This is a genomic window from Pseudomonas sp. B21-031 (assembly GCF_024748985.1).
Taxonomy (GTDB): domain Bacteria; phylum Pseudomonadota; class Gammaproteobacteria; order Pseudomonadales; family Pseudomonadaceae; genus Aquipseudomonas; species Aquipseudomonas kermanshahensis.
In genome coordinates, this window is sequence record NZ_CP087181.1 from 3,921,770 (window position 1) to 3,942,491 (window position 20,722).

Consider the following 20,722-nt stretch of genomic DNA (forward strand, 5'->3'; position numbering starts at 1 on the left):
GGCCTGGCGGTTGTGGCCGTACTCAAATTACGTGCCGGGTTGGCCTGAGCCGTCCCGGGTGGCCGCCGCCGACCGGAGGTAATCAACTGAACTGCAAGGCATTTATCGACGCAAAGCGAAAGCACGGTTATCCCTTCGCCTGCCTGTTGCGCCCGCTCAAGCCAGGCTTGCGCCCGGCGCGTGTTTCAAACCGGTGCAGCCGGTTTTTTCAGCCGCGCGGCAGGCGTCTTCTGGCCCGCTATCAAGCAGCTGATTTTGCATGGAAAATCTTGACCAATTTGGCTTCTTGTCAAGTGCGTCAAAATGGTGAAAGGCCTCACCATTTTGGTGATTCAAACAATAATTATCTAAATATCAATAAGTTACAAAAGTTATAAGCTCATAAATTATTTTCTTGAACAATCCCAAATCACCATCTAGATTCCATTCTTGTCAGGTCTGACAGGATTGTAGGCTACCCTTCGATCACCGGCAGTCACTGGCGTATAACAATTCAAGAACCGGCCCAGACCGGTCAGCCTGCGAGGAAGACGGCATGTCCCTGTTGATCCGTGGTGCCACCGTGATCACCCACGAAGAGCGTTACACCGCCGATGTCCTATGTGTCGATGGCCTGATCGCGGCCATTGGCGCAAACCTCGAACCGCCCACCGACTGCGAAATCCTCGACGGCAGTGGCCAGTACCTGATGCCCGGCGGCATCGACCCGCACACCCACATGCAGCTGCCCTTCATGGGCACCGTGGCCAGCGAAGACTTCTTCAGCGGCACCGCTGCCGGCCTGGCCGGTGGTACCACCTCGATCATCGACTTCGTCATCCCCAACCCACAGCAGTCATTGCTGGAGGCCTTTCACACCTGGCGTGGCTGGGCGCAAAAGAGTGCTTCCGACTACGGCTTCCACGTCGCCATTACCTGGTGGAGCGAGCAGGTCGCAGAAGAGATGGGCGAGCTGGTGGCCAACCACGGGGTGAACAGCTTCAAGCACTTCATGGCATACAAGAACGCCATCATGGCGGCCGACGATACCTTGGTCGCGAGCTTCGAGCGCTGCCTGCAACTGGGCGCGGTGCCTACCGTGCATGCCGAGAACGGCGAGCTGGTCTACCACCTGCAGAAAAAGCTGCTGGCCCAAGGCCTGACCGGGCCAGAGGCACACCCGCTGTCGCGCCCTTCGCAGGTCGAAGGCGAGGCGGCCAGCCGGGCTATCCGTATTGCCGAAACCATCGGTACGCCGCTGTATGTGGTGCACATCTCGAGCCGCGAAGCGCTGGACGAGATCACCTACGCCCGGGCCAAAGGCCAGCCGGTGTACGGTGAGGTACTGCCAGGCCACCTGCTGCTCGACGACAGCGTCTACCGCAATCCGGATTGGGCCACGGCCGCAGGCTATGTGATGAGCCCACCCTTCCGCCCGCGGGAACACCAGGAAGCCCTGTGGCGCGGCCTGCAGTCGGGCAACCTGCACACCACCGCCACCGACCACTGCTGCTTCTGCGCCGAACAAAAGGCCATGGGCCGCGACGACTTCAGCCGCATCCCCAATGGCACCGCCGGTATCGAAGACCGCATGGCGGTGCTCTGGGATGCGGGGGTCAACAGTGGGCGCCTGTCGATGCAGGAGTTCGTCGCGCTGACCTCCACCAACACGGCCAAGATCTTCAACCTGTTCCCGCGCAAGGGCGCGATTCGCGTCGGTGCCGACGCCGACATGGTGCTGTGGGACCCGCAGGGCACGCGGACGATCTCAGCGCAAACCCACCACCAGCGCGTGGACTTCAACATTTTCGAAGGCCGCACCGTTCGCGGCATCCCCAGCCACACCATCAGCCAGGGCCGTGTGCTGTGGGCCGATGGCGATTTGCGCGCCGAACCTGGCGCCGGTCGTTACGTGGAGCGCCCGGCCTACCCCTCGGTGTACGAGGTGTTGGGCCGCCGCGCCGAGCAGCAGCGCCCGACACCCGTTCAGCGCTGAGCATTACCCGCACTGCACCTGCACTGCCGTACCGGCCCTGAAGAGGCCGGGCGGCGCCGTATTGCCGTTGACTGCCACATCCAAAAAAGAAAAGAGAGGCTACAACCGTGATCGATGCCCTGAACCACTTGCCGCGCCCCCGGGCCGGCGCCGACCAGCTGGCCGAGCGCTTCGGCGATCTCGCCCCTCCCCTCACCGCCCGCCAGGCCGCCGTCGAAAGCGCACGCTGCCTGTATTGCTACGACGCGCCCTGCGTCAATGCGTGCCCCAGCGAAATCGACATTCCCTCGTTCATCCACCGCATCAGTGACGAAAACCTGCAAGGCGCCGCCGAACGCATTCTCTCGGCCAATATCCTCGGCGGCAGTTGCGCCCGTGTCTGCCCGACCGAAATCCTCTGCCAGCAGGCCTGCGTACGCAACAACGCCCAGGAATGCGCGCCGGTACTGATCGGCCAGTTGCAACGCTATGCGCTGGACAACGCGCACTTCGCCGAGCACCCCTTCTCCCGCTCCCCCGCCACCGGCAAGCGCATCGCTGTAGTCGGCGCCGGCCCTGCGGGGTTGTCCTGTGCGCACCGCCTGGCCATGCATGGGCATGACGTGGTGGTGTTCGAAGCCTGCGAAAAAGCCGGTGGCCTCAACGAATACGGTATTGCCCGCTACAAACTGGTAGACGACTACGCCCAGCGCGAAGTGGAATTCCTGCTGGGCATCGGTGGCATCGAAATCCGCCACGGCCAACGCCTAGGTGACAACCTTGGCCTGGGCGAGCTGCGCGATCAATACGACGCGGTGTTCCTGGGCCTGGGCCTGAATGCGGTGCGCCAGCTCGGCTTGGCCGATGAAGAGGCTCCAGGGGTGCTCGCCGCCACGCAGTACATCCGCGAACTGCGCCAGGCCGATGACCTGAGCCAACTGCCGCTGGCCGACCGCTGCCTGGTGATTGGCGCCGGCAACACCGCCATCGACATGGCCGTGCAGATGAGCCGCCTGGGCGCCCGTGACGTCAACTTGGTGTACCGCCGCGGCCACGCCGACATGGGCGCCACCGATCACGAGCAAGACATCGCCAAGGCCAACCAGGTACGCCTGCACACCTGGGCGCGCCCCGAGGCGGTACTGCTGGACGATGCCGGCCAGGTGCGCGGCATGCGCTTCGCCCGCACCGAGCTTGCCGACGGGCGCCTGCGCGACACCGGCGAAACCTTCGAGCTGGCCGCCGATGCGATCTTCAAGGCCATCGGCCAACGCTTCGATGACGCCAGCCTCGCCGACCCCGTGGCGGCGCAACTGGCCCGCGACGGTGAACGCATCCGCGTCGACGCGCACATGCGCACCAGCCTGGCGGGCGTCTACGCGGGCGGCGACTGTACCGCCTTGGGCCAGGACCTCACCGTCCAGGCTGTGCAGCACGGCAAGCTGGCCGCTGAAGCCATCCATGCCCAACTCATGCTCAACGTGGAGGCAGCGTAAATGGCCGACTTGTCTATCGAATTTGCCGGCATCAAGGCACCCAACCCGTTCTGGCTGGCCTCGGCGCCACCCACCGACAAGGCCTACAACGTGGTCCGCGCCTTCGAGGCTGGCTGGGGCGGTGTGGTCTGGAAAACCCTGGGCGAGGACCCGGCGGCGGTCAACGTGTCGTCACGCTACTCGGCGCACTACGGCCCCAACCGCCAGGTGCAGGGGATCAACAACATCGAACTGATCACCGACCGCTCGCTGGAGATCAACCTGCGCGAGATCACCCAGGTGAAGAAGGACTGGCCCGACCGTGCGCTGATCGTGTCGTTGATGGTGCCGTGCGAGGAAGAGTCCTGGAAGTTCATCCTGCCTCTGGTAGAGGCCACGGGCGCTGATGGTATCGAGCTGAACTTCGGCTGCCCCCACGGCATGCCTGAGCGCGGCATGGGCGCGGCAGTCGGCCAGGTACCGGAATATGTGGAGATGGTCACCCGCTGGTGCAAGACCTATTGCGCCCTGCCGGTGATCGTAAAGCTCACGCCCAACATCACCGACATTCGCCAATCGGCCCGCGCCGCGCACCGTGGCGGGGCGGATGCGGTGTCGTTGATCAACACCATCAATTCGATCACCAGCGTGGACCTGGACCGCATGGTGGCCCACCCCATTGTCGGCGACCAGAGCACCCATGGCGGCTATTGCGGTTCGGCGGTCAAGCCGATCGCGCTCAACATGGTCGCGGAAATTGCCCGCGACCCGCAAACGCGCGGCTTGCCCATCTGTGGCATCGGCGGCATCGGCAACTGGCGAGACGCGGCCGAGTTCATTGCCCTGGGCAGTGGCGCCGTGCAGGTGTGCACGGCAGCGATGCTGCACGGCTTCCGCATTGTCGACGACATGAAAGATGGCCTGGCGCGCTGGATGGACCAGCATGGGCACCGCAACCTGGAAGCGTTCAGAGGCCAGGCGGTGGGGCACACCACTGACTGGAAGTACCTGGACATCAACTACAAGTCAGTGGCGCACATTGACCAGGATGCCTGCATTGGGTGCGGGCGCTGCCATATCGCCTGCGAAGACACCTCGCACCAGGCCATTGCCAGCACGGCCAAGGCCGACGGTACGCACGTCTACAGCGTGATCGAGGAGGAATGCGTGGGCTGCAACCTGTGCCAGATCACCTGCCCGGTGGAAAACTGCATCGACATGGTGGCGCAGGATACCGGCAAGCCTTACCTGAACTGGACGCAGGATCCGCGTAACCCCTATCGCGAGGCGAGCTGAGGCTGAAAAGGCCGGGGCCGCTGCGCGGCCCCAACTCTGGTCAAACCACCGCCGTCTCATGCAGGTACACCCACACCACCCGCTGCTCGCCACACTCAACAATCGCCAACGAATACCGCGCAGTCTCCTGCCCCTGCAAGCGGTGGGTCTCCTTGTAGCGCACCGCCACACTCGCACCCGCCTGCCACACTACCTGCACGTCGCTGACCTCGATTTCCAGCCCTGGCCGGGCGCCGCTCCCCCGCTCGAACAACTGCCCCACCTGCTGGCGATCAACAATCGCGCCCATCGTGGTGACCATACTGAAGTTGTCGGCAAACACCGCCATCAACTCGCTGCGAAGTGCCTCGGTCTGCGCAGCGGGCCGGGTGAATACGGCATGGATCAGATCATGTACATCGTGGATGCTGCGTACAGCCCGTTCACTCAAGGTCATATTCAAGGTTCCAACCCAATGCCGCGCAGGATGACACTGGTCACCGTCTGCACCGCGTTTTCAAACGCCCTGTCCGACAACGCCTCGCCGCCATTGAGCAACGCCACCTGATAACCGAAGTCCGCATAGTGCTGGGTCGATGCCCAAATCATGTACAGCAGTGCAGAAGGCTCCACCGGCAGGATGCGCCCCTCTTCCACCCAACGGCGGATCTTGGCCTCCTTCAGCTTTGCCCACGGCACGAGGCTTTCGTCCAGGCTCACACCCAGCACAGGCGCCCCGTGCAGCATTTCTTCAGCCCAGATCTTGGAACCCAGCGAGCGCGAGCGCGAGTGGCCCATCTTGGCCCGGATGTAACTGGTGAGCACCACCCGCGGGTCATCGAAATTTTCGAAGCACAGCGCGTCCTGCTTCCACACGTCCAGCAGGTCCTGCAGCACCGCGCGGAACAGTTCGTCCTTGGTACTGAAGTAGTAATGCAGGTTGGAGCGCGGCAACTCAGCCTGTTCGGCGATATCGCCCATGGAGGTAGCGCCGTAGCCTTTTTCGGCGAATACCTTTTCTGCTGCCTGAAGAATCTTCTCGATATTGCGCCGACGGATCTCGATCTTGTGGTTGGCCATTAAGGTTGGGCCGTCCACACCGCCAGTTCATAGCCGTCCGGGTCCACGAAATGGAACCGGCGGCCCCCCGGGAACGCAAACGTCGCCCGGCTGATCACCGCCCCCGCCGCCTCGATCCGCTGCTGCGTTGCCTGCAGATCGTCCGCATACAGGATGACCAGCGGGCCACCCGGGCGCACCGGCTCACCCGTGGTAAAGCCCCCGGTCAGGCGACCATCGCTGAACTCCGTGTAACTGGGCCCGTAATCGGTGAAACGCCAGCCGAACACGCTGCCGTAAAAAGCCTTGCTCCGTGCGATATCGCCGACGTTGAATTCGATGTTGTCGATCTGCCGATCGTGGCCACGAACGCTCATGCATAGTCCTTGCTGAGAGAGGTAATTGCCCCAGTCTACTCCGGTCGTTTCGCCCAATCGAATCAGGCAGCCTGGAACAATCGCGTGACCACGGGCTGCTGACGGTGACGCGCTTGCCAAATGTCGTAATCGGCCTGGATGGCAAGCCAGAGCCTGGCCGTACTGATACCGGCCATTTCCAGGCGTAATGCGAGGTCTGGAGACATTGCGGCACGGCCATGCAACACCCGAGAAAGCGCTTCACGCGAGAACCCCAGGTGCGACGCAAAGGCTTTCACCGTCAGGCCCAACGCCGGCAGAACGTCCTCACGCAAGGTTTCGCCGGGGTGTGGCGGATTGTGCAAAGGCATGATCAGCCCTCCTGTTCAGTGATAATCAAGGTAATCAACCAGTTCGACATCCGAACCCACAAAACGAAAAATCAGCCGCCAGTTACCCGAAACACTGACTGACCAGAAGCCCGATAACTCACCCTTTAGTGGGTGCAACTGCCATCCCGGCAGGCTCAAATCCTGCGCAGTCATGGCCCGGTCGAGGAACTGCAACTGACGCTTCAAGCGATTGGCATGAGTGGCCTGGATCCCTCGGGTGTTGCCTGTTTCATGAAGAATTCTCAATCCCTTGTGTCGAAAACTGATGATCATGGGTAGCTCGCCGCGTCCATTTGGGAGACAGGCATAGCGTGACCCTATACATCACACATGGCAAAGTATCATATGTGACGTCATGCGTCACACACTGATTGAGACCAGAACACATGCAGGTAGCACACTATCCACACCGCGCCCGGTCCCGCGCCGGGCACTGCGCACGGTGCAGGTTCAGTGCCGTGTTGATGATGCCGATATGGCTGAACGCCTGTGGGAAGTTGCCCAACATTCGCTTGCCGGCCGGGTCGTACTGTTCCGCCAGCAAACCGAGGTCGTTGCACAGGCCGCTCAGCCGTTCGTACAAGGCTTGCGCCTGCGCTTGCCGGCCCAGTAGGACATAGACGTCGGCGAGCCAGAACGAACACACCAGGAAGGTGCCCTCGCCCGGGGTCAGGCCATCGCTGCAGCTGTCGGTGTCATAGCGCAACAGCAAGCCATTTTTCAGCAGTCGCTGCTCGATTTCCTGCAGGGTGCGCAGAAAACGAGGGTCATCCGCAGGCAAAAAACCGGTCAAGGCGATGTGCAGCAGGCTGGCGTCCAACTCGTTGGCGCCATAGGCCTGCACGAAAAATGTGCCGCTGGGGTCCAGCCCGTTCTCACACACTTCCCGATGGATCTCATCCGCCACCTGGCGGTAATGTCGCCCGCGTGCGCGGTCTTCTTCGGTGGTGTCAGCCAAGCCTGCGGCGCGGTCGAATGCCACCCAGGCCATCACCTTGGAGTGCACGAAATGCTGCCTGCCGCCGCGCACTTCCCAGATCCCTTCATCGGGCTCGCGCCAGATGCGCTCGACATACGGCAGGATCAACCGGGCAATCGCGGCGCTGCGTGGGTGGCGGGGCAAACCGCCTTTGATTGCCTGGCTCATGGCATCGGCCAGCTCGCCGTAGATATCCAGCTGCCGCTGCCCCGACGCCGCGTTGCCCACCCGCACCGGCTGCGAGTGCTCGTAACCGGCCAACCACGGCAAGGTGTATTCCTGCAGGTCGCGCTCGCCGGCCAGGCCGTACATGATCTGCATCTGCTCGGGGTTGCCGGCGACCGAACGCAGCAACCATTCACGCCAGGCCTGGGCTTCGTCGAAGTAGCCAAGGTTCATGAACGCCAACAAGGTCATGGTGGCGTCACGCAGCCAGCAGAAGCGGTAGTCCCAGTTGCGTTCACCGCCGATACGTTCGGGCAGCGACGTGGTAACCGCGGCAACGATCCCGCCGGTGGGCGCGTAGGTCATCGCCTTGAGCGTGAGCAGCGAACGACGCACCAGGGCGGTATAAGGGCCGACCTCCGGGCAGCGGGCGGCAAAAGCCTGCCATTGGTCGATGGTTTGCCCCAGCGCGGTGTCGACATCGCAATCGGGCTGAACAGGCAGGTGCGAGGGCTGGTGGCGCAGGCTGAAGACCTGGCGTTCACCGGCACGCACGCGAAAACGTGCAACGGTGTGGTGGTCGCGGGCATGCGGGGGCACGGTGCTGCTGAGGATCAGCCGGTCTGGGCCGGCGACGGCGCTGAGGGTCAAGGGCGCGAGCCGTTCCACCCACGGCACGCTGCGGCCGTAGTCGAAACGCATCACCAGGTCCATTTCGAAGTTGGTTTCGCCAGCAAGGCCTTCGACGATGCGGATGACCGAGTTGACCTCGCCCAAAGGCATCAAGTCCAACACGCGGGCCCGGCCTGAGGCGGTGACCCAGGTGGTCTCCAGCACCAGGGTGTCTTCCAGGTATTGCCGGCTGGTGTGTTCGACCGGGTCGCAGGGGGCCAGGCGCCAACGGCCGTTTTCTTCGTTGCCTAGCAGCGCTGCGAATACCGCTGGGGCGTCGAAGCGGGGTAGGCACAGCCAGTCGAGCGAGCCATCCCGGCTGACCAGGGCGGCGCTGCGGCAATTGCCGAGCAGGGCGTAGTCTTCGATAGCTGCGGGCATTGGGTCTCCTTTCGTTGAGCCGGCACAGGCAATACCGTTTGATCAGGTCACCCCAGGCGGTGCCATTCCCGCTTGTCCCGGGTCAGCAGTTCATTGCCTGCCTCGGGCCCATCCTCACCCGCCGGGTACTCATGCACTTCCCCTTCCTTGGCCCAGGCATCGAGAAACGGCTGCACCGCGCGCCAGCCGTTCTCGATGTTGTCGGCGCGCTGGAACAACGTCTGATCGCCGGTCAAGCAGTCGTAGATCAGCGTCTCGTAGCCCGTCGCCGGGGTCATCTTGAAGAAGTCCTTGTAGGCAAAGCCCAGCTCGACGTTCTCCATCACCAGCTCCGGCCCTGGGCGCTTGGCCTGCAAGTCGAACCACATGCCCTCATTGGGCTGGATCTGGATTTTCAGGTAGTTGGGCTTGGGCCGTTCCAGCTCCGATTCGCGAAACTGCGCATACGGCGCAGGCTTGAAGCAGATGGCGATCTCGGTGTCGCGTACGCTCATGCGCTTGCCGGTACGCAGGTAGAACGGCACGCCGGCCCAGCGCCAGTTGTCGATCATCACCTTCAGCGCCACGTAGGTTTCGGTCTGGCTGTTTTCCGCTACGTTGGCCTCCTGGCGGTAACCGGCCAAGCGCTTGCGCCCCTGCTTGCCAGCGCTGTACTGACCACGCACGGAGTTCTTCAGCGCCATCTTCGTCGACCACGGGCGAATAGCGCCGATCACCTTGGCTTTTTCGCCACGCACCGCATCAGCGCCAAAGGCGGCCGGTGGCTCCATGGCGACCATCGCCAACAGCTGGAACAAGTGGTTGGGGACCATGTCGCGCAGGGCCCCGGTGTTGTCATAGAACGCACCCCGGGTCTCGACGCCAACGGTCTCGGCGGCGGTAATTTGCACATGATCGATGTAGTGGTTGTTCCAGAACGACTCGAACAGGCCGTTGGAGAAGCGGCTGACCAGGATGTTCTGCACCGTCTCTTTACCCAGGTAATGGTCGATGCGGTAGATCTGCCGCTCGCCCATCACCTTCAGCAAACAGGCGTTGAGCGCCTCGGCGCTGGCAAGGTCGGTCCCGAAAGGTTTCTCCACCACGACCCGACGGAAGCCCCCGCCGGACTCGTCGAGCAAACCGGCCTGGCCCAGGCGTTGGGCCACTTCGGGGAAGAAGCGCGGGGATGTCGCCAGGTAGAAAATTGCGTTGCCATGCCGGGTCGCGTCAATGCGCTTGGCGATGGCCTGGTAAGTGGTCGGGTCCAGGAAGTCGCCGGTCTGGTAGTCGAGCTGTTTGGCCAGGCGCGCCCAGAGCTTCTCGTCCAGGCACTTGGCGCCACCCTCACTGCCCTTGTCCCGCTCGAGCATAAAGGCGTGCAGACGGTCGGCGAACGCTTCGGCAGTGGCCGCGTTGTGGTCGACACCGACAATGCGCAGGTTGCGGTCCAGCAACCCGTCGCGGCTAAGGTTGTACAGCGCCGGCATCAGCAGGCGCTTGACCAGGTCGCCATTGGCGCCAAACAGAAACAAGGTACAAGGCGGTGCGGCAGGGATCGTCTGTTTAGTCATTCGCCTTTCTTCTCGACATGGCCACCGAAGCCCAGGCGCATGGCCGAGAGGATCTTGTCACCGTAAGTACCCTGCTGCTGGCGCGAACGGAAGCGGGCAAACAGCGCGCTGGACAGCACGGGCACTGGCACGGCTTGCTCAACGGCGGCGTCGATGGTCCAACGCCCTTCGCCACTGTCCGACACCGAACCACTGAACTGCGCCAACTGCGGGTCGGCCACCAAGGCGTCAGCGGTGAGGTCGAGCAGCCAGGAGGTGACCACACTGCCGCGACGCCAGACCTCAGCGATTTCGGCCACGTTGAGGTCAAAACGCTGCTCTTCCGGCAACTCGTTGCCGCCTTTGCTGCGCAGCAAATCGAAGCCTTCGGCGTAGGCCTGCATCAGGCCGTATTCGATGCCGTTGTGAACCATTTTCACGTAGTGACCGGCGCCGGGCGGGCCTGCGTGAATGTAGCCATGCTCAGCGCGCTGGTGCTCACCCTCGCGGCCATGGGTACGCGGGATGTCACCAACGCCGGGGGCCAACGCCTTGAACAGCGGCTCCAGGCGTTCGAACACGTCCTTTTCGCCACCGATCATCATGCAGTAGCCACGGTCCAGCCCCCACACGCCACCCGAGGTACCGACATCCAGGTAATGCAGGCCGCGCTTGGCCAATTCGCCAGCACGGCGCATGTCATCTTTATAGAAAGTGTTGCCACCGTCGATGATCGCATCGCCCGGTTCCAGCAGCTCGGCCAGTTGGGCGATGGTCTGCTCGGTTGGCTCCCCGGCCGGCAGCATCACCCACACCGCGCGCGGTGCCTTGAGCTTCTGTACCAGTGCACCGAGGTCGTGCGCACCTTGGGCGCCCTCGCCCTCCAGCCCCACGATGGCGTCACGGTTGCGGTCGTGCACCACGGTGCGGTGGCCGGCGCGCATCAGGCGCCTTGCAATATTGCCGCCCATGCGGCCCAGCCCGACGATTCCCAGTTGCATGAGCCGATGCTCCCTTTGCGAAATAGATGACGACTACAGTTCAGCGTTTCAGATTAGTCCAGCGTACCGCCGAAGGGTTCAGCGACGAACGGCAAGACCACGATAAACAAAAAAGTTCCCACGGGCGGTGAAAGAATTCAGAATGCGCCCCGCGTGAAGCGACTACGCTTTATCTGTCACCAGCCAAAACCGCGAGGTGTGTTCATGGGTACTTTGATGCCTGCTGCTCCAACCCAGACCCTCTATGTGTCCGTGCGCCGTGATGAGCTGCGCAAATTGAAAGACGAACGTGACCAACTCCGCCAGCAGGTCGCTCAGTTGCACAGAATGCTCGAGCAAGCACGCGGCGGCGAGAACGTCGTCACGCTCTGATTCACCCCCTCCTCCAGTGGGAGCTGAATAGCTCCCACGCTGCTACACCACCCCCTCTCTAAACCTCCGTTAGCACGCACCAAAATGGCGCACTCGTTTGCCTTGCGCGACCCAATGATGCATGTCGAAAGCCCCGTGCCCCACCCTTGATCACCCGTGTTCACATCCGGTCACATTCGCCAACGTTTGCGTCTAAATCAGCCATAACGAAAGTGACCAGTGGGTCACCTTTTTTACTTCTTCTCTCCTACACTCAGCTTTCGGCCCGCCATTTGCTCAGAGGAAGAGTGACGTAGAAAAGTCGAACTTTCACAAACGGCGGTGGGTCAGGAATTAAGTAGGGCACGTGCAAAGGGGGCTTCCCCAGCCAGGGCCCGCCAACCCCAATCAGTCCAATCGCCGTCGGCCGGAATGCTGATCGCGTTGAGCCTGTGCGCACGACTCAGGGGCATGGATAGCACTACACAGTTTTGTATTAGAGAGAACCAACACGAGATAACACCACGGGTGCCAGCACCCGGCCAAGCATAGGGACGGAGAGAAGTATGATCAGTGCCGCTGTCGAGCCTCACGTAGATTCATTCAACCCGGACAACCGCGAGCCGCTTACCCCGGATTTCGCCACGACAGGCAAGGCACCCGGCGCCCAGCGCCAGCACAACCCAAACAAACGCAAGATTCTGTTCGTCACCTCGGAGATCGCCGACCTGGTCAAGACCGGCGGCCTGGGCGATGTTTCCGCTGCCCTGCCCCGCGCCTTGGCGCATTTGCATGATGTACGGGTACTGATCCCCGGCTACCGCCAGGTGATGGAAAGCGACAACCCGATTCACATTGTCGGCGAACTGGGCGGCCATGCGGCGCTGCCGCCGTGCAAGATCGGGCGTATGGACCTGGCCGACGGCCTGGTCATCTATGTGTTGATCTGCCCTGAGTTGTACCAGCGTGACGGCACTCCCTATGGTGCCAACAATGGTCGCGACTGGCCCGATAACCACATCCGCTTCGCCCGCCTGGGCCTGGCCGCCGCCGAAATTGCCGCAGGCGAAGGCATGATCCACTGGAAGCCCGAAGTGGTTCACGCCCACGACTGGCCCGCCGGCCTGGCCCCGGCCTACATGCATTGGCGCGGGCTGAATACGCCGACCCTGTTCACTATTCACAACCTGGCCTACCAGGGCGTTTATAGCCGTGGCTGCAGCCCGGAACTGGCAATCCCCGAGCATGCCATGCAGCAGGAAGGCATGGAGTTCTACGGCAAGCTGTCGTTCCTCAAGGCGGGCCTGGCCTACTCCAGCCACATCACCACGGTCAGCGCCACCTATGCCCGGGAAATCACCACACCGGAGTTTGGCTGCGGCCTGGATGGTTTCCTCTCGGCCAAGGCCCAGCAAGGCCTGCTGGGCGGCATCCCCAACGGCATTGACGAAAGCTGGGATTCGGCCACCGACAAACACCTGCAACACAACTTCAGCATCAACGACTGGGCCGGCAAGGCGCGTAACGCCGAAGCGGTGCGCCAGCTGTTCGAGCTGGAACCTTCCGAAGGGCCGTTGTTTGCCGTGGTTTCGCGCCTGGTCTACCAGAAAGGCCTGGACCTGACCCTGGGCGTGGCCGACTACATCGTCGAGCAAGGCGGGCAGATCGCGATCATCGGCCGTGGCGAGCCGGAAGAAGAACAGGCCATGCGCGAACTGGCGCTGCGTCACCCAGGCCGCATCGGCGTGCGCATCGGCTTCAACGAAACCGACGCCCGGCGCATGTTCGCCGGCAGTGATTTCCTGCTGATGCCCTCGCGCTATGAGCCGTGCGGCCTCAGCCAGATGTACGCGCAGCGCTTCGGTTCGCTGCCGGTGGCGCGTAATACCGGTGGCCTGGCCGATACCATCGAGTGCGGTGTCACCGGCTTTCTGTTCAACGAATCGACCATCGAGAGCTACCGCGAGGCGCTCAGCCGCGCCTTCTATGTCTACGGCAAGAAAGACCTGCTCAACGCCATGCGCTGCCTGTCGATGACCCAACCGTTCAACTGGTGCCAGGCGGTGGAACCCTACGCCCGCCTTTACGAGGACTTGGTCAAGCAGGCACAGGTCAGCCATTACTGAGCGGAGAACCGAAGATGCACAGGCATGGCGCACACTTGCTGGACGCCACGTCGGCGCGCTTCGCCCTCTGGGCGCCGGATGCGCGCAGCGTGAGCGTGGAACTGGAGCAGCAGCCTGCTGTAGAACTGCTGCCCGACAATGATGGCTGGTACACAGGCGTTGCCCCGTGTCAGGCCGGTGATCGGTATCGTTACCGGGTCGACGGCACATTGCGGGTCGCCGACCCCGCGTCGCGCTACCAGCCCGAAGGGGTGCAAGGGCCCAGCGAAGTGGTGGATGTTGCCAGCTATGCCTGGCAACACCCCTGGCAGGGCCGACCGTGGCATGAGGCCGTCATCCAGGAATTGCACGTCGGCGTGCTGGACGGTTACACCGGGGTTGCCCGGCAGTTGCCGCGCCTGGCCGAAATCGGCATCAGCGCCATCGAGCTGATGCCGTTGGGGCAGTTCCCGGGCGAACGCAATTGGGGTTATGACGGCGTGCTGCCGTTCGCGCCGCAAAACACCTACGGCAGCCCGCAGCAGCTGTGCGCGCTGGTCGACAAGGCACACGGCGAAGGGCTGATGGTGCTGGTGGACGTGGTCTACAACCACTTCGGCCCGGAGGGTAATTACCTGCACCAGTACGCCAGCCCGTTCTTTCGCGAAGACCGGCAAACGCCTTGGGGCGCGGCGATCGACTTCCGCCGCGCAGAAGTGCGGGAGTTTTTCATCCAAAACGCCCTGATGTGGCTGTGCGACTACCGCTGCGACGGCCTGCGCCTGGATGCGGTGCATGCCATCGACCAGCCGGACTTTCTGGTCGAGCTGGCGCAACGGGTGCGTGCTGCCGTGGCGCCCGGCCGGCATATCTGGCTGGTGCTGGAGAACGAGCACAACCAAGCCTTTTTGCTGGAGCAGGGTTTCGATGCCCAGTGGAACGACGACGGCCACAACGCCCTGCACGTGCTGCTCACCGGCGAGACCGAAGGCTACTACGCCGACTACAAACAGCGCCCCATCGACCAGTTGGCCCGCTGCCTGTCGGAAGGCTTCGTGTTCCAGGGCCAGGCCAACCGCCATGGCACACCGCGTGGCGAGCCAAGCGGGCATCTTGAGCCCAGCGCATTCGTGCTGTTCTTGCAAAACCACGACCAAATCGGCAATCGCGCACTGGGTGAGCGCCTGACCCGCCTCTGCCCGCCGCAGGCGTTGCGGGCAGCCACCGGCCTGTTGCTGCTGGCGCCAATGATCCCGTTGTTGTTCATGGGCGAGGATGATGGCAGTTGCAGCCCCTTCCTGTTCTTTACCGACTTCCATGACGAACTGGCCGATGCGGTGCGCGAAGGCCGGCGCGGTGAGTTCGCCCACTTCGCCGCGTTCGCCGACCCCGAGCAGCGTGAACGCATCCCCGACCCCAATGCCGCGCAAACCTTCGCTTCGTCACGGCCGCAAAACACGGACGTCATTGCCGGTTGGCATGGCCTCTATCACCAGTTGCTCGACTTGCGCCGCCGCCACGTCATCCCGCACTTGCCGGGCAGCCGCGCGTTGGGCGCTGACGTGCACGGCGACAAAGCGCTGACCGCGCGCTGGCAGCTGGGCGACGGCAACACCTTGCGCATTGACCTCAACCTGGCCGCAAGCCCCCAAGCCGTCGCGCTGCCGCCCGCCGAAAGCCGGCTGTTCGACAGCAGTGACACCCGCCACCCCGATACGTCCCTGGCCGCGTACAGCTGCGTGGTCAGCCTGCTTCCCCCTGGCCAGGAGCGCCCATGAGCGAAACCGCCCTGCACCGTTTGGCGGCCCGCGTCGGGCTTAGCCGCGACTGGATCGATGCCAATGCCCGGCCGCAGCAAGTCAGCGATGACGTACTGCGCAATGTCCTCGAAGGCCTGGGCCACCCCGCCGCCGACGAAAACGCCATCCAAGCCAGCCTGCGCGCCGTGGAGGCCGCCGAAGACAGCGAACACCTGCCGCCCTTGTTGACCGTTGAGCTTGGCCAACCCCTGGCGCTGGGCCGCTACTTCAGCGCCAACAGCACCGTGCGTTGCACATTGGAAGACAACAGCCAGCGCACCCTCACCCTGGACAACCAGGGGCGCCTGCCTGCCGAGCTGCCCCTCGGCTACCACGCACTGGCGATCGACGGCCGCACCTGCACCGTGGCCGTGGCGCCTTCACGCTGCTACAGCCTGGCCGACAGCGTGGCGCAACCACCCCCACGCTGTTGGGGCCTGGCCGTGCAGTTGTACAGCCTGCGGCGCACTGGCGATGGTGGCTATGGCGACTGCCTGGCACTGGAACAACTGGCGCGCACCGCCGCCGAGCGCGGCGCCGATGCCTTGGCGATCAGCCCGATTCACGCGCTGTCAGCCATCGACCAGGAGCACTACAGCCCCTACTCGCCGTCCAGCCGCCTGTTGCTCAATACCCTCTATGCCAGCCCGGCTGCCCTGTTCGGCGAGCGCGCCGTGCGCATGGCGATCGAAGCCTGCGGCTTGGAACAGGTGCTCGAAGACCTGGAGCAGCAGCCACTGGTCGACTGGCCGCGCGCCGCTGCCGCTCGTCTGCGCCTGCTCGAAGCCCTGTACCAGGACTTCAGCCAGGGCGACCACCCGCTGCGCAAGGACTTCGACAGCTACCGCACGGCCGCCGGCCAAGCCCTGGAACACCATTGCCGCTTCGAAGTGTTGCAAGCGCAAGCGGTGGAGCATGGCCTGGGCGCCGACTGGCGCAATTGGCCCCGCGCCTGGCACGACCCTTACCACCCCGAAGTCGAGGCCTTCGCCAGCGCCTACCCGGCCAAGGTCGAGTTCCACGCCTTTTGCCAGTGGTTGACCGAACGTAGCCTGCAACGCGCCCAAGAGGCCGCACGAGGCAATGGCATGTCGGTCGGCCTGATCGCCGACCTGGCGGTGGGTGCCGACGGCGCCGGCAGCCAGGCCTGGAGCCGCCAGGACGAGTTGCTGGCCAACCTAAAAGTCGGCGCGCCGCCCGACATTCTCAACCGTTCGGGGCAGGACTGGGGCATTTGCGCGTTCTCGCCCGAAGGCCTTAAACGCAACGGCTACCGCGCGTTCATCGAGATGCTGCGGGCCAACCTCGCCCACGCCGGCGGCCTGCGCATCGACCACGTCATGGGCCTGCGCCGGCTGTGGTTGATCCCGCGTGGCGCCAAACCCAGCGAAGGCGCTTACCTGAACTACCCGCTCGACGACCTGCTGCGTCTGCTGGCGCTGGAATCGGTTCGGCACCAGGCGGTCATCCTCGGCGAAGACCTTGGTACCGTGCCCGAAGGCCTGCGCGAACAGCTGGCCGACAAGGCCGTGCTGGGCATGCGCGTGCTGCCTTTCGAGCAGACCCAACCTGGCCACTTCAAGGCCATTCTCGACTGGCCCGACAGCGCCCTGGCCACCACCGGCACCCATGACCTGGCGCCGCTGGCCGGCTGGTTGGAAAACCGTGACATCGACTGGTGCCATCGCCTGCACTTGATCGATGCCGCCACCGAACTGCACTGGCGCCACGACCGGCAGAAAGAACACAACGGCCTGCGTCGCACCCTGGAGGCCAATTACGGCCCGCTACCCGATAACGACGCCGTGATCGACGCCGCCATCCGCTACGTCGGCCACACCCGCGCCCCGCTGGTACTGGTGCCCCTCGAAGACCTGCTGGGCTGCGACGAGCAACCCAACCTGCCTGGCACCACCGCAGGCCACCCCAACTGGCGCCGACGCTTTGCCCTGCCGGTGCGCGAACTGCTCGACGATGAAGACGCCGCACGGCGCCTGGAACTGCTGGCCCAGGCCCGCGAACAAGCCTGGGAGCGTGACCGATGAAACCCCTGACCGCGACCTTACGCCTGCAATTTCACAGCGACTTCACCCTTGACCACGCGGTGCCGCTGGTGCCGTACTTCGCCCAGTTGGGCATCAGCCACCTGTATGCCTCGCCGATCCTCAAAGCCCGCGCCGGCTCACGCCATGGCTACGATGTGGTCGACCCGACCCAGGTCAACCCGGAGCTCGGCGGCGAGGCGGCCCTGCAGCGTCTGGTCGCCGCCCTGCGCCAGCACGGCATGGGGCTGATCCTCGACACTGTGTCCAACCACATGGCTGTGGGCGGTGCCGACAACCCCTGGTGGCAAAGCCTGCTGGCCTGGGGCCGGCGCAGCCCGTATGCGGAGTTTTTCGACATTCAGTGGCACTCCAGCGACCCGCTGCTGGCCGGCCAATTACTGCTGCCCTTCCTCGGCAGCGACTACGGCGCGGCCTTGAAGCAAGGCGAGATCCCGCTGACCTTCGACAAGCAGCACGGCGTGCTGGAAGTTGCCCATTACGACCATCGCTTCCCGATCTGCCCAATCGACTATGGCTGGATCCTTGCGCAAAGCCCTGAGCCGGCCTTGCAGGCGTTGGCTGCGCATTTCACCGCGCTGAGCGACAGTGCCCAACCGCTGAACGATGCCCTGCCCTTGCAGGCTGAGCTGGCGCGCCTGGTAAACGACGGCGCCGACCTCGAATCGGCGCTGATCGCGTTCGATAGCCGCAGCGAGGCCGGCCTCAAACGCCTGCACCTGCTGCTTGAACGCCAGACCTATCGCCTGGCCAGCTGGCGTACCGCCGCCGACGACATCAACTGGCGGCGCTTCTTCGACATCAACGAGCTGGGCGGCCTGCGGGTCGAGCGCGCAGCGGTGTTCGAGGCCACCCACGCCAAGCTGTTCGAGCTGATCGAGCGCGGCCTGGTGGATGGCCTGCGCATCGACCATATCGACGGCCTGGCCGACCCCCGCGGCTATTGCCGCAAACTGCGCCGCCGGGTCGACAGCCTGTTGGCGCGGCGGCCACTGAACGCGGCGCTGGAACACTTCCCCCTCTACGTGGAAAAAATCCTCGGCGCCGACGAGCACCTGCACCAGGACTGGCTTACCGACGGCACCACCGGCTACGAGTTCATGAACCAGGTCTCGCTGTTGCAGCATGACCCGGCCGGCGAGGCGCCATTGACCGAACTGTGGGCCAACGTCAGCGAGCGCCCAGACTTCCCCGAGGAAGTGCGCCTGGCACGCCACCTGGTGCTCAATGCCAGCCTGGCCGGTGACTGCGAATCGGTGGCCCAGGCCTTGCTGCAGGTGGCCCGCGACGACCTGATGACGCGTGACCTGACCCTGGGCGCGATCCGCCGGGCGTTGCAGGCGCTGGTCGCGCACTACCCGGTGTACCGCACCTACTTCAACGCCTGCGGCCGCCCTGCCGAGGATGAAGCCTTCTTCCAGCAAGCCCTGGCCAATGCCCGCCAAGACCTCAGCGAGGCGGACTGGCCGCTGCTCGACCAGCTCGAACAGTGGCTCGGTGGCCAGCCCTGGCGCCGCCTGCCGCCTGGCCGGCCACGCAAGCACTTGCGCCATGCCTGTGTGCGCTTCCAGCAATTGACCGCGCCCAGCGCCGCCAAGGCGGTGGAAGACACCGCGTTCTACCGCAGCGCCCGGTTGCTGTCGCGCAACGATGTGGGCTTCGAGGCCGAGCGTTTCAGCGCAGGCAGCGAAGTGTTCCACAACGAAGCCCAACGGCGCCTGCGCGACTTCCCCGACAACCTGCTGGCCACCGCCACCCACGACCACAAGCGCGGCGAAGACACCCGCGCCCGCCTGGCCGTGCTCAGCGAACGCGGCCCGTGGCTGGCCAGCCGGGTGGAGCATTGGCGCGAGTTGGCGGCGCCGCTGCGGGCGCAACTGGATGACGGCCTGGCCCCCAGCCCTGGCGATGAGCTGATGCTGCTGCAGACGTTGCTGGGCAGTTGGCCGCTAAACCTGGACACGCACGATAACGGCGCCCTGCGCCAGTACGCCGAGCGCCTGCGGCAATGGCAACAGAAGGCCCTGCGTGAAGCCAAGTTGCGCAGCAGCTGGAATGCCCCGAACGAAGCCTACGAGGCCGCCTGCGCCAGCTACATCGACGGCCTTCTGCTGGATGACGAGAACCAGCAGTTGCGCAAGTCCGTGGCCGATGCCGCCCAGCTCATCGCCTGCCCTGGCGCACTCAATGGGTTGGTCCAGGCGCTGTTGCGCATGACCGTGCCCGGCGTGCCCGACCTGTACCAGGGTAACGAATACTGGGACTTCAGCCTGGTCGACCCGGACAACCGCCGCCCCGTCGATTACGCGCTCAGGCGCCGCACCCTGGACGACGCCACAGCCCCCGCCGAGCTGCTGGCGCACTGGCGCGACGGCCGCATTAAACAGGCCTTGATCGCGCGGGTGCTGGACTGCCGCCAGGCGCATGCTGAGCTGTTCCGGCGTGGCGCCTACCTGCCGCTGACCGTGCAAGGCAGGCATGCCGACAAGGTGCTGGCGTTTGCCCGCCTGGGTGACGACGAACGCGCCATTGTCATTGCGCCACGCCTGGCCAGCAGCCTGCTCGGCGGCGCCCCTACACCGTTGATCCCGGCACATAACTGGGACGACACCCGGCTGATACTGCCGTTTGCCTTGTCGCCTGCCAACTCGACGGGACTTTTCCCCAGTGCCGCGGTCAGCCCTACAAAGGAGCTGCTGTTGAGCGCCGTACTGTCGGAATTTCCGGTCAATGTGTTGATACAACAATCTTGAGCATCAGGAGCGTCATGATGAGTGTCGATGAGAAACGTATTCGTGAATTTGCCTACCAGATCTGGGAATCGGAAGGTAAGCCTGTGGGTGAGGAGGAACGCCACTGGGAGATGGCGCGCAAGCTTGCCGAAGCTGAAGCACTTGCCCCCAAGGCAGCACCGCGTAAGAAAGCCGCGGCCAAGCCGAAGGCCCCCGCCGAGCCCAAGGTGGCCGCGTTGCCTGGGGTAAAACCAGCCGCTGCGAAAAAGCCCAGAGCGGTGAAAAAGCCCTCTGCCGGTTAAACCTGCACCGGCCTCTTCGCGGGTAAACCCGCTCCCACAGGACCATAACAGCCTGATGTGTAGTGGTGGTCCTGTGGGAGCGGGCTTGCCCGCGAAGAGGCCAGCACAGAACCACACAGAACCAAAGCC

At 64.0% G+C, this 20,722-nt stretch carries 17 protein-coding genes; 9 read left to right on the forward strand and 8 right to left on the reverse strand.

Features of this window, described 5'->3' with window-relative positions:
- Positions 1-535 precede the first annotated feature (535 nt).
- The 3 genes from hydA to preA all read left to right on the forward strand — a co-directional run bounded on the left by hydA (position 536) and on the right by preA (position 4,725).
- Entirely contained in the window at positions 536-1,975 is a 1,440-nt protein-coding gene (hydA, locus tag LOY53_RS17490) for a dihydropyrimidinase (protein WP_258703071.1), read from the forward strand.
- A 107-nt stretch (positions 1,976-2,082) separates the two neighbouring features.
- Positions 2,083-3,450, forward strand: coding sequence for an NAD(P)-dependent oxidoreductase (locus tag LOY53_RS17495; RefSeq protein WP_258703072.1), 1,368 nt, complete (start codon positions 2,083-2,085; stop codon positions 3,448-3,450).
- The gene (preA, locus tag LOY53_RS17500; protein ID WP_252825083.1) at positions 3,451-4,725 is read left to right on the forward strand and encodes an NAD-dependent dihydropyrimidine dehydrogenase subunit PreA; all 1,275 of its coding nucleotides are present in this window, start codon (positions 3,451-3,453) and stop codon (positions 4,723-4,725) included.
- Between the two features lie 40 nt (positions 4,726-4,765).
- On the opposite strand, the gene LOY53_RS17505 is transcribed toward preA, so the two are convergent.
- From LOY53_RS17505 to gnd, 8 genes are all read right to left on the reverse strand, one after another.
- Positions 4,766-5,161, reverse strand: a complete 396-nt coding sequence (locus LOY53_RS17505) for a DUF4440 domain-containing protein (protein ID WP_252825084.1) — start codon at positions 5,159-5,161, stop codon at positions 4,766-4,768.
- Positions 5,162-5,163: 2 nt separating this feature from the next.
- Positions 5,164-5,784, reverse strand: a complete 621-nt coding sequence (locus LOY53_RS17510; protein WP_027592763.1) for a TetR/AcrR family transcriptional regulator — start codon at positions 5,782-5,784, stop codon at positions 5,164-5,166.
- The gene (locus tag LOY53_RS17515) at positions 5,784-6,140 is read right to left on the reverse strand and encodes a VOC family protein (protein ID WP_252825086.1); all 357 of its coding nucleotides are present in this window, start codon (positions 6,138-6,140) and stop codon (positions 5,784-5,786) included. The genes LOY53_RS17510 and LOY53_RS17515 overlap by 1 nt, the downstream gene beginning before the upstream one ends.
- Before the next feature lie 62 nt (positions 6,141-6,202).
- On the reverse strand, positions 6,203-6,490 hold the full coding sequence (locus LOY53_RS17520; RefSeq protein ID WP_099428796.1) for a HigA family addiction module antitoxin: 288 nt from the start codon (positions 6,488-6,490) through the stop codon (positions 6,203-6,205).
- Positions 6,491-6,505: 15 nt separating this feature from the next.
- Positions 6,506-6,784: a type II toxin-antitoxin system RelE/ParE family toxin gene (locus tag LOY53_RS17525; protein ID WP_099454756.1), complete on the reverse strand. Its 279-nt coding sequence runs from the start codon at positions 6,782-6,784 to the stop codon at positions 6,506-6,508.
- Between the two features lie 127 nt (positions 6,785-6,911).
- On the reverse strand, positions 6,912-8,708 hold the full coding sequence (locus LOY53_RS17530; RefSeq protein ID WP_258703073.1) for a glycoside hydrolase family 15 protein: 1,797 nt from the start codon (positions 8,706-8,708) through the stop codon (positions 6,912-6,914).
- Positions 8,709-8,755: 47 nt separating this feature from the next.
- Complete coding sequence (gene zwf / locus LOY53_RS17535; protein ID WP_099454758.1) at positions 8,756-10,261, reverse strand: glucose-6-phosphate dehydrogenase; 1,506 nt, start codon at positions 10,259-10,261, stop codon at positions 8,756-8,758.
- Positions 10,258-11,265 (reverse strand): phosphogluconate dehydrogenase (NAD(+)-dependent, decarboxylating), encoded by a 1,008-nt coding sequence (gene gnd / locus LOY53_RS17540; RefSeq protein ID WP_338110232.1) that lies wholly within the window; start codon positions 11,263-11,265, stop codon positions 10,258-10,260. The genes zwf and gnd overlap by 4 nt, the downstream gene beginning before the upstream one ends.
- A 180-nt stretch (positions 11,266-11,445) precedes the next feature.
- Here gnd and LOY53_RS17545 point away from each other — a divergent pair, with 180 nt between their 5' ends.
- The 6 genes from LOY53_RS17545 (at position 11,446) to LOY53_RS17570 (ending at position 20,593) form a co-directional block, all read left to right on the forward strand.
- On the forward strand, positions 11,446-11,613 hold the full coding sequence (locus LOY53_RS17545; RefSeq protein WP_252825089.1) for a DUF6026 family protein: 168 nt from the start codon (positions 11,446-11,448) through the stop codon (positions 11,611-11,613).
- Between the two features lie 545 nt (positions 11,614-12,158).
- Positions 12,159-13,718 (forward strand): glycogen synthase GlgA, encoded by a 1,560-nt coding sequence (glgA, locus tag LOY53_RS17550; protein ID WP_099454759.1) that lies wholly within the window; start codon positions 12,159-12,161, stop codon positions 13,716-13,718.
- A gap of 14 nt (positions 13,719-13,732) precedes the next feature.
- Complete coding sequence (gene treZ, locus LOY53_RS17555; RefSeq protein ID WP_258703074.1) at positions 13,733-15,475, forward strand: malto-oligosyltrehalose trehalohydrolase; 1,743 nt, start codon at positions 13,733-13,735, stop codon at positions 15,473-15,475.
- Positions 15,472-17,541: a 4-alpha-glucanotransferase gene (gene malQ, locus LOY53_RS17560; protein WP_252825094.1), complete on the forward strand. Its 2,070-nt coding sequence runs from the start codon at positions 15,472-15,474 to the stop codon at positions 17,539-17,541. Before treZ ends, malQ begins: the two co-directional genes overlap by 4 nt.
- Positions 17,538-20,312, forward strand: a complete 2,775-nt coding sequence (locus LOY53_RS17565; RefSeq protein ID WP_252825096.1) for a malto-oligosyltrehalose synthase — start codon at positions 17,538-17,540, stop codon at positions 20,310-20,312. The genes malQ and LOY53_RS17565 overlap by 4 nt, the downstream gene beginning before the upstream one ends.
- A 14-nt stretch (positions 20,313-20,326) precedes the next feature.
- Positions 20,327-20,593 (forward strand): DUF2934 domain-containing protein, encoded by a 267-nt coding sequence (locus LOY53_RS17570; RefSeq protein WP_258703075.1) that lies wholly within the window; start codon positions 20,327-20,329, stop codon positions 20,591-20,593.
- Positions 20,594-20,722: the final 129 nt, after the last annotated feature.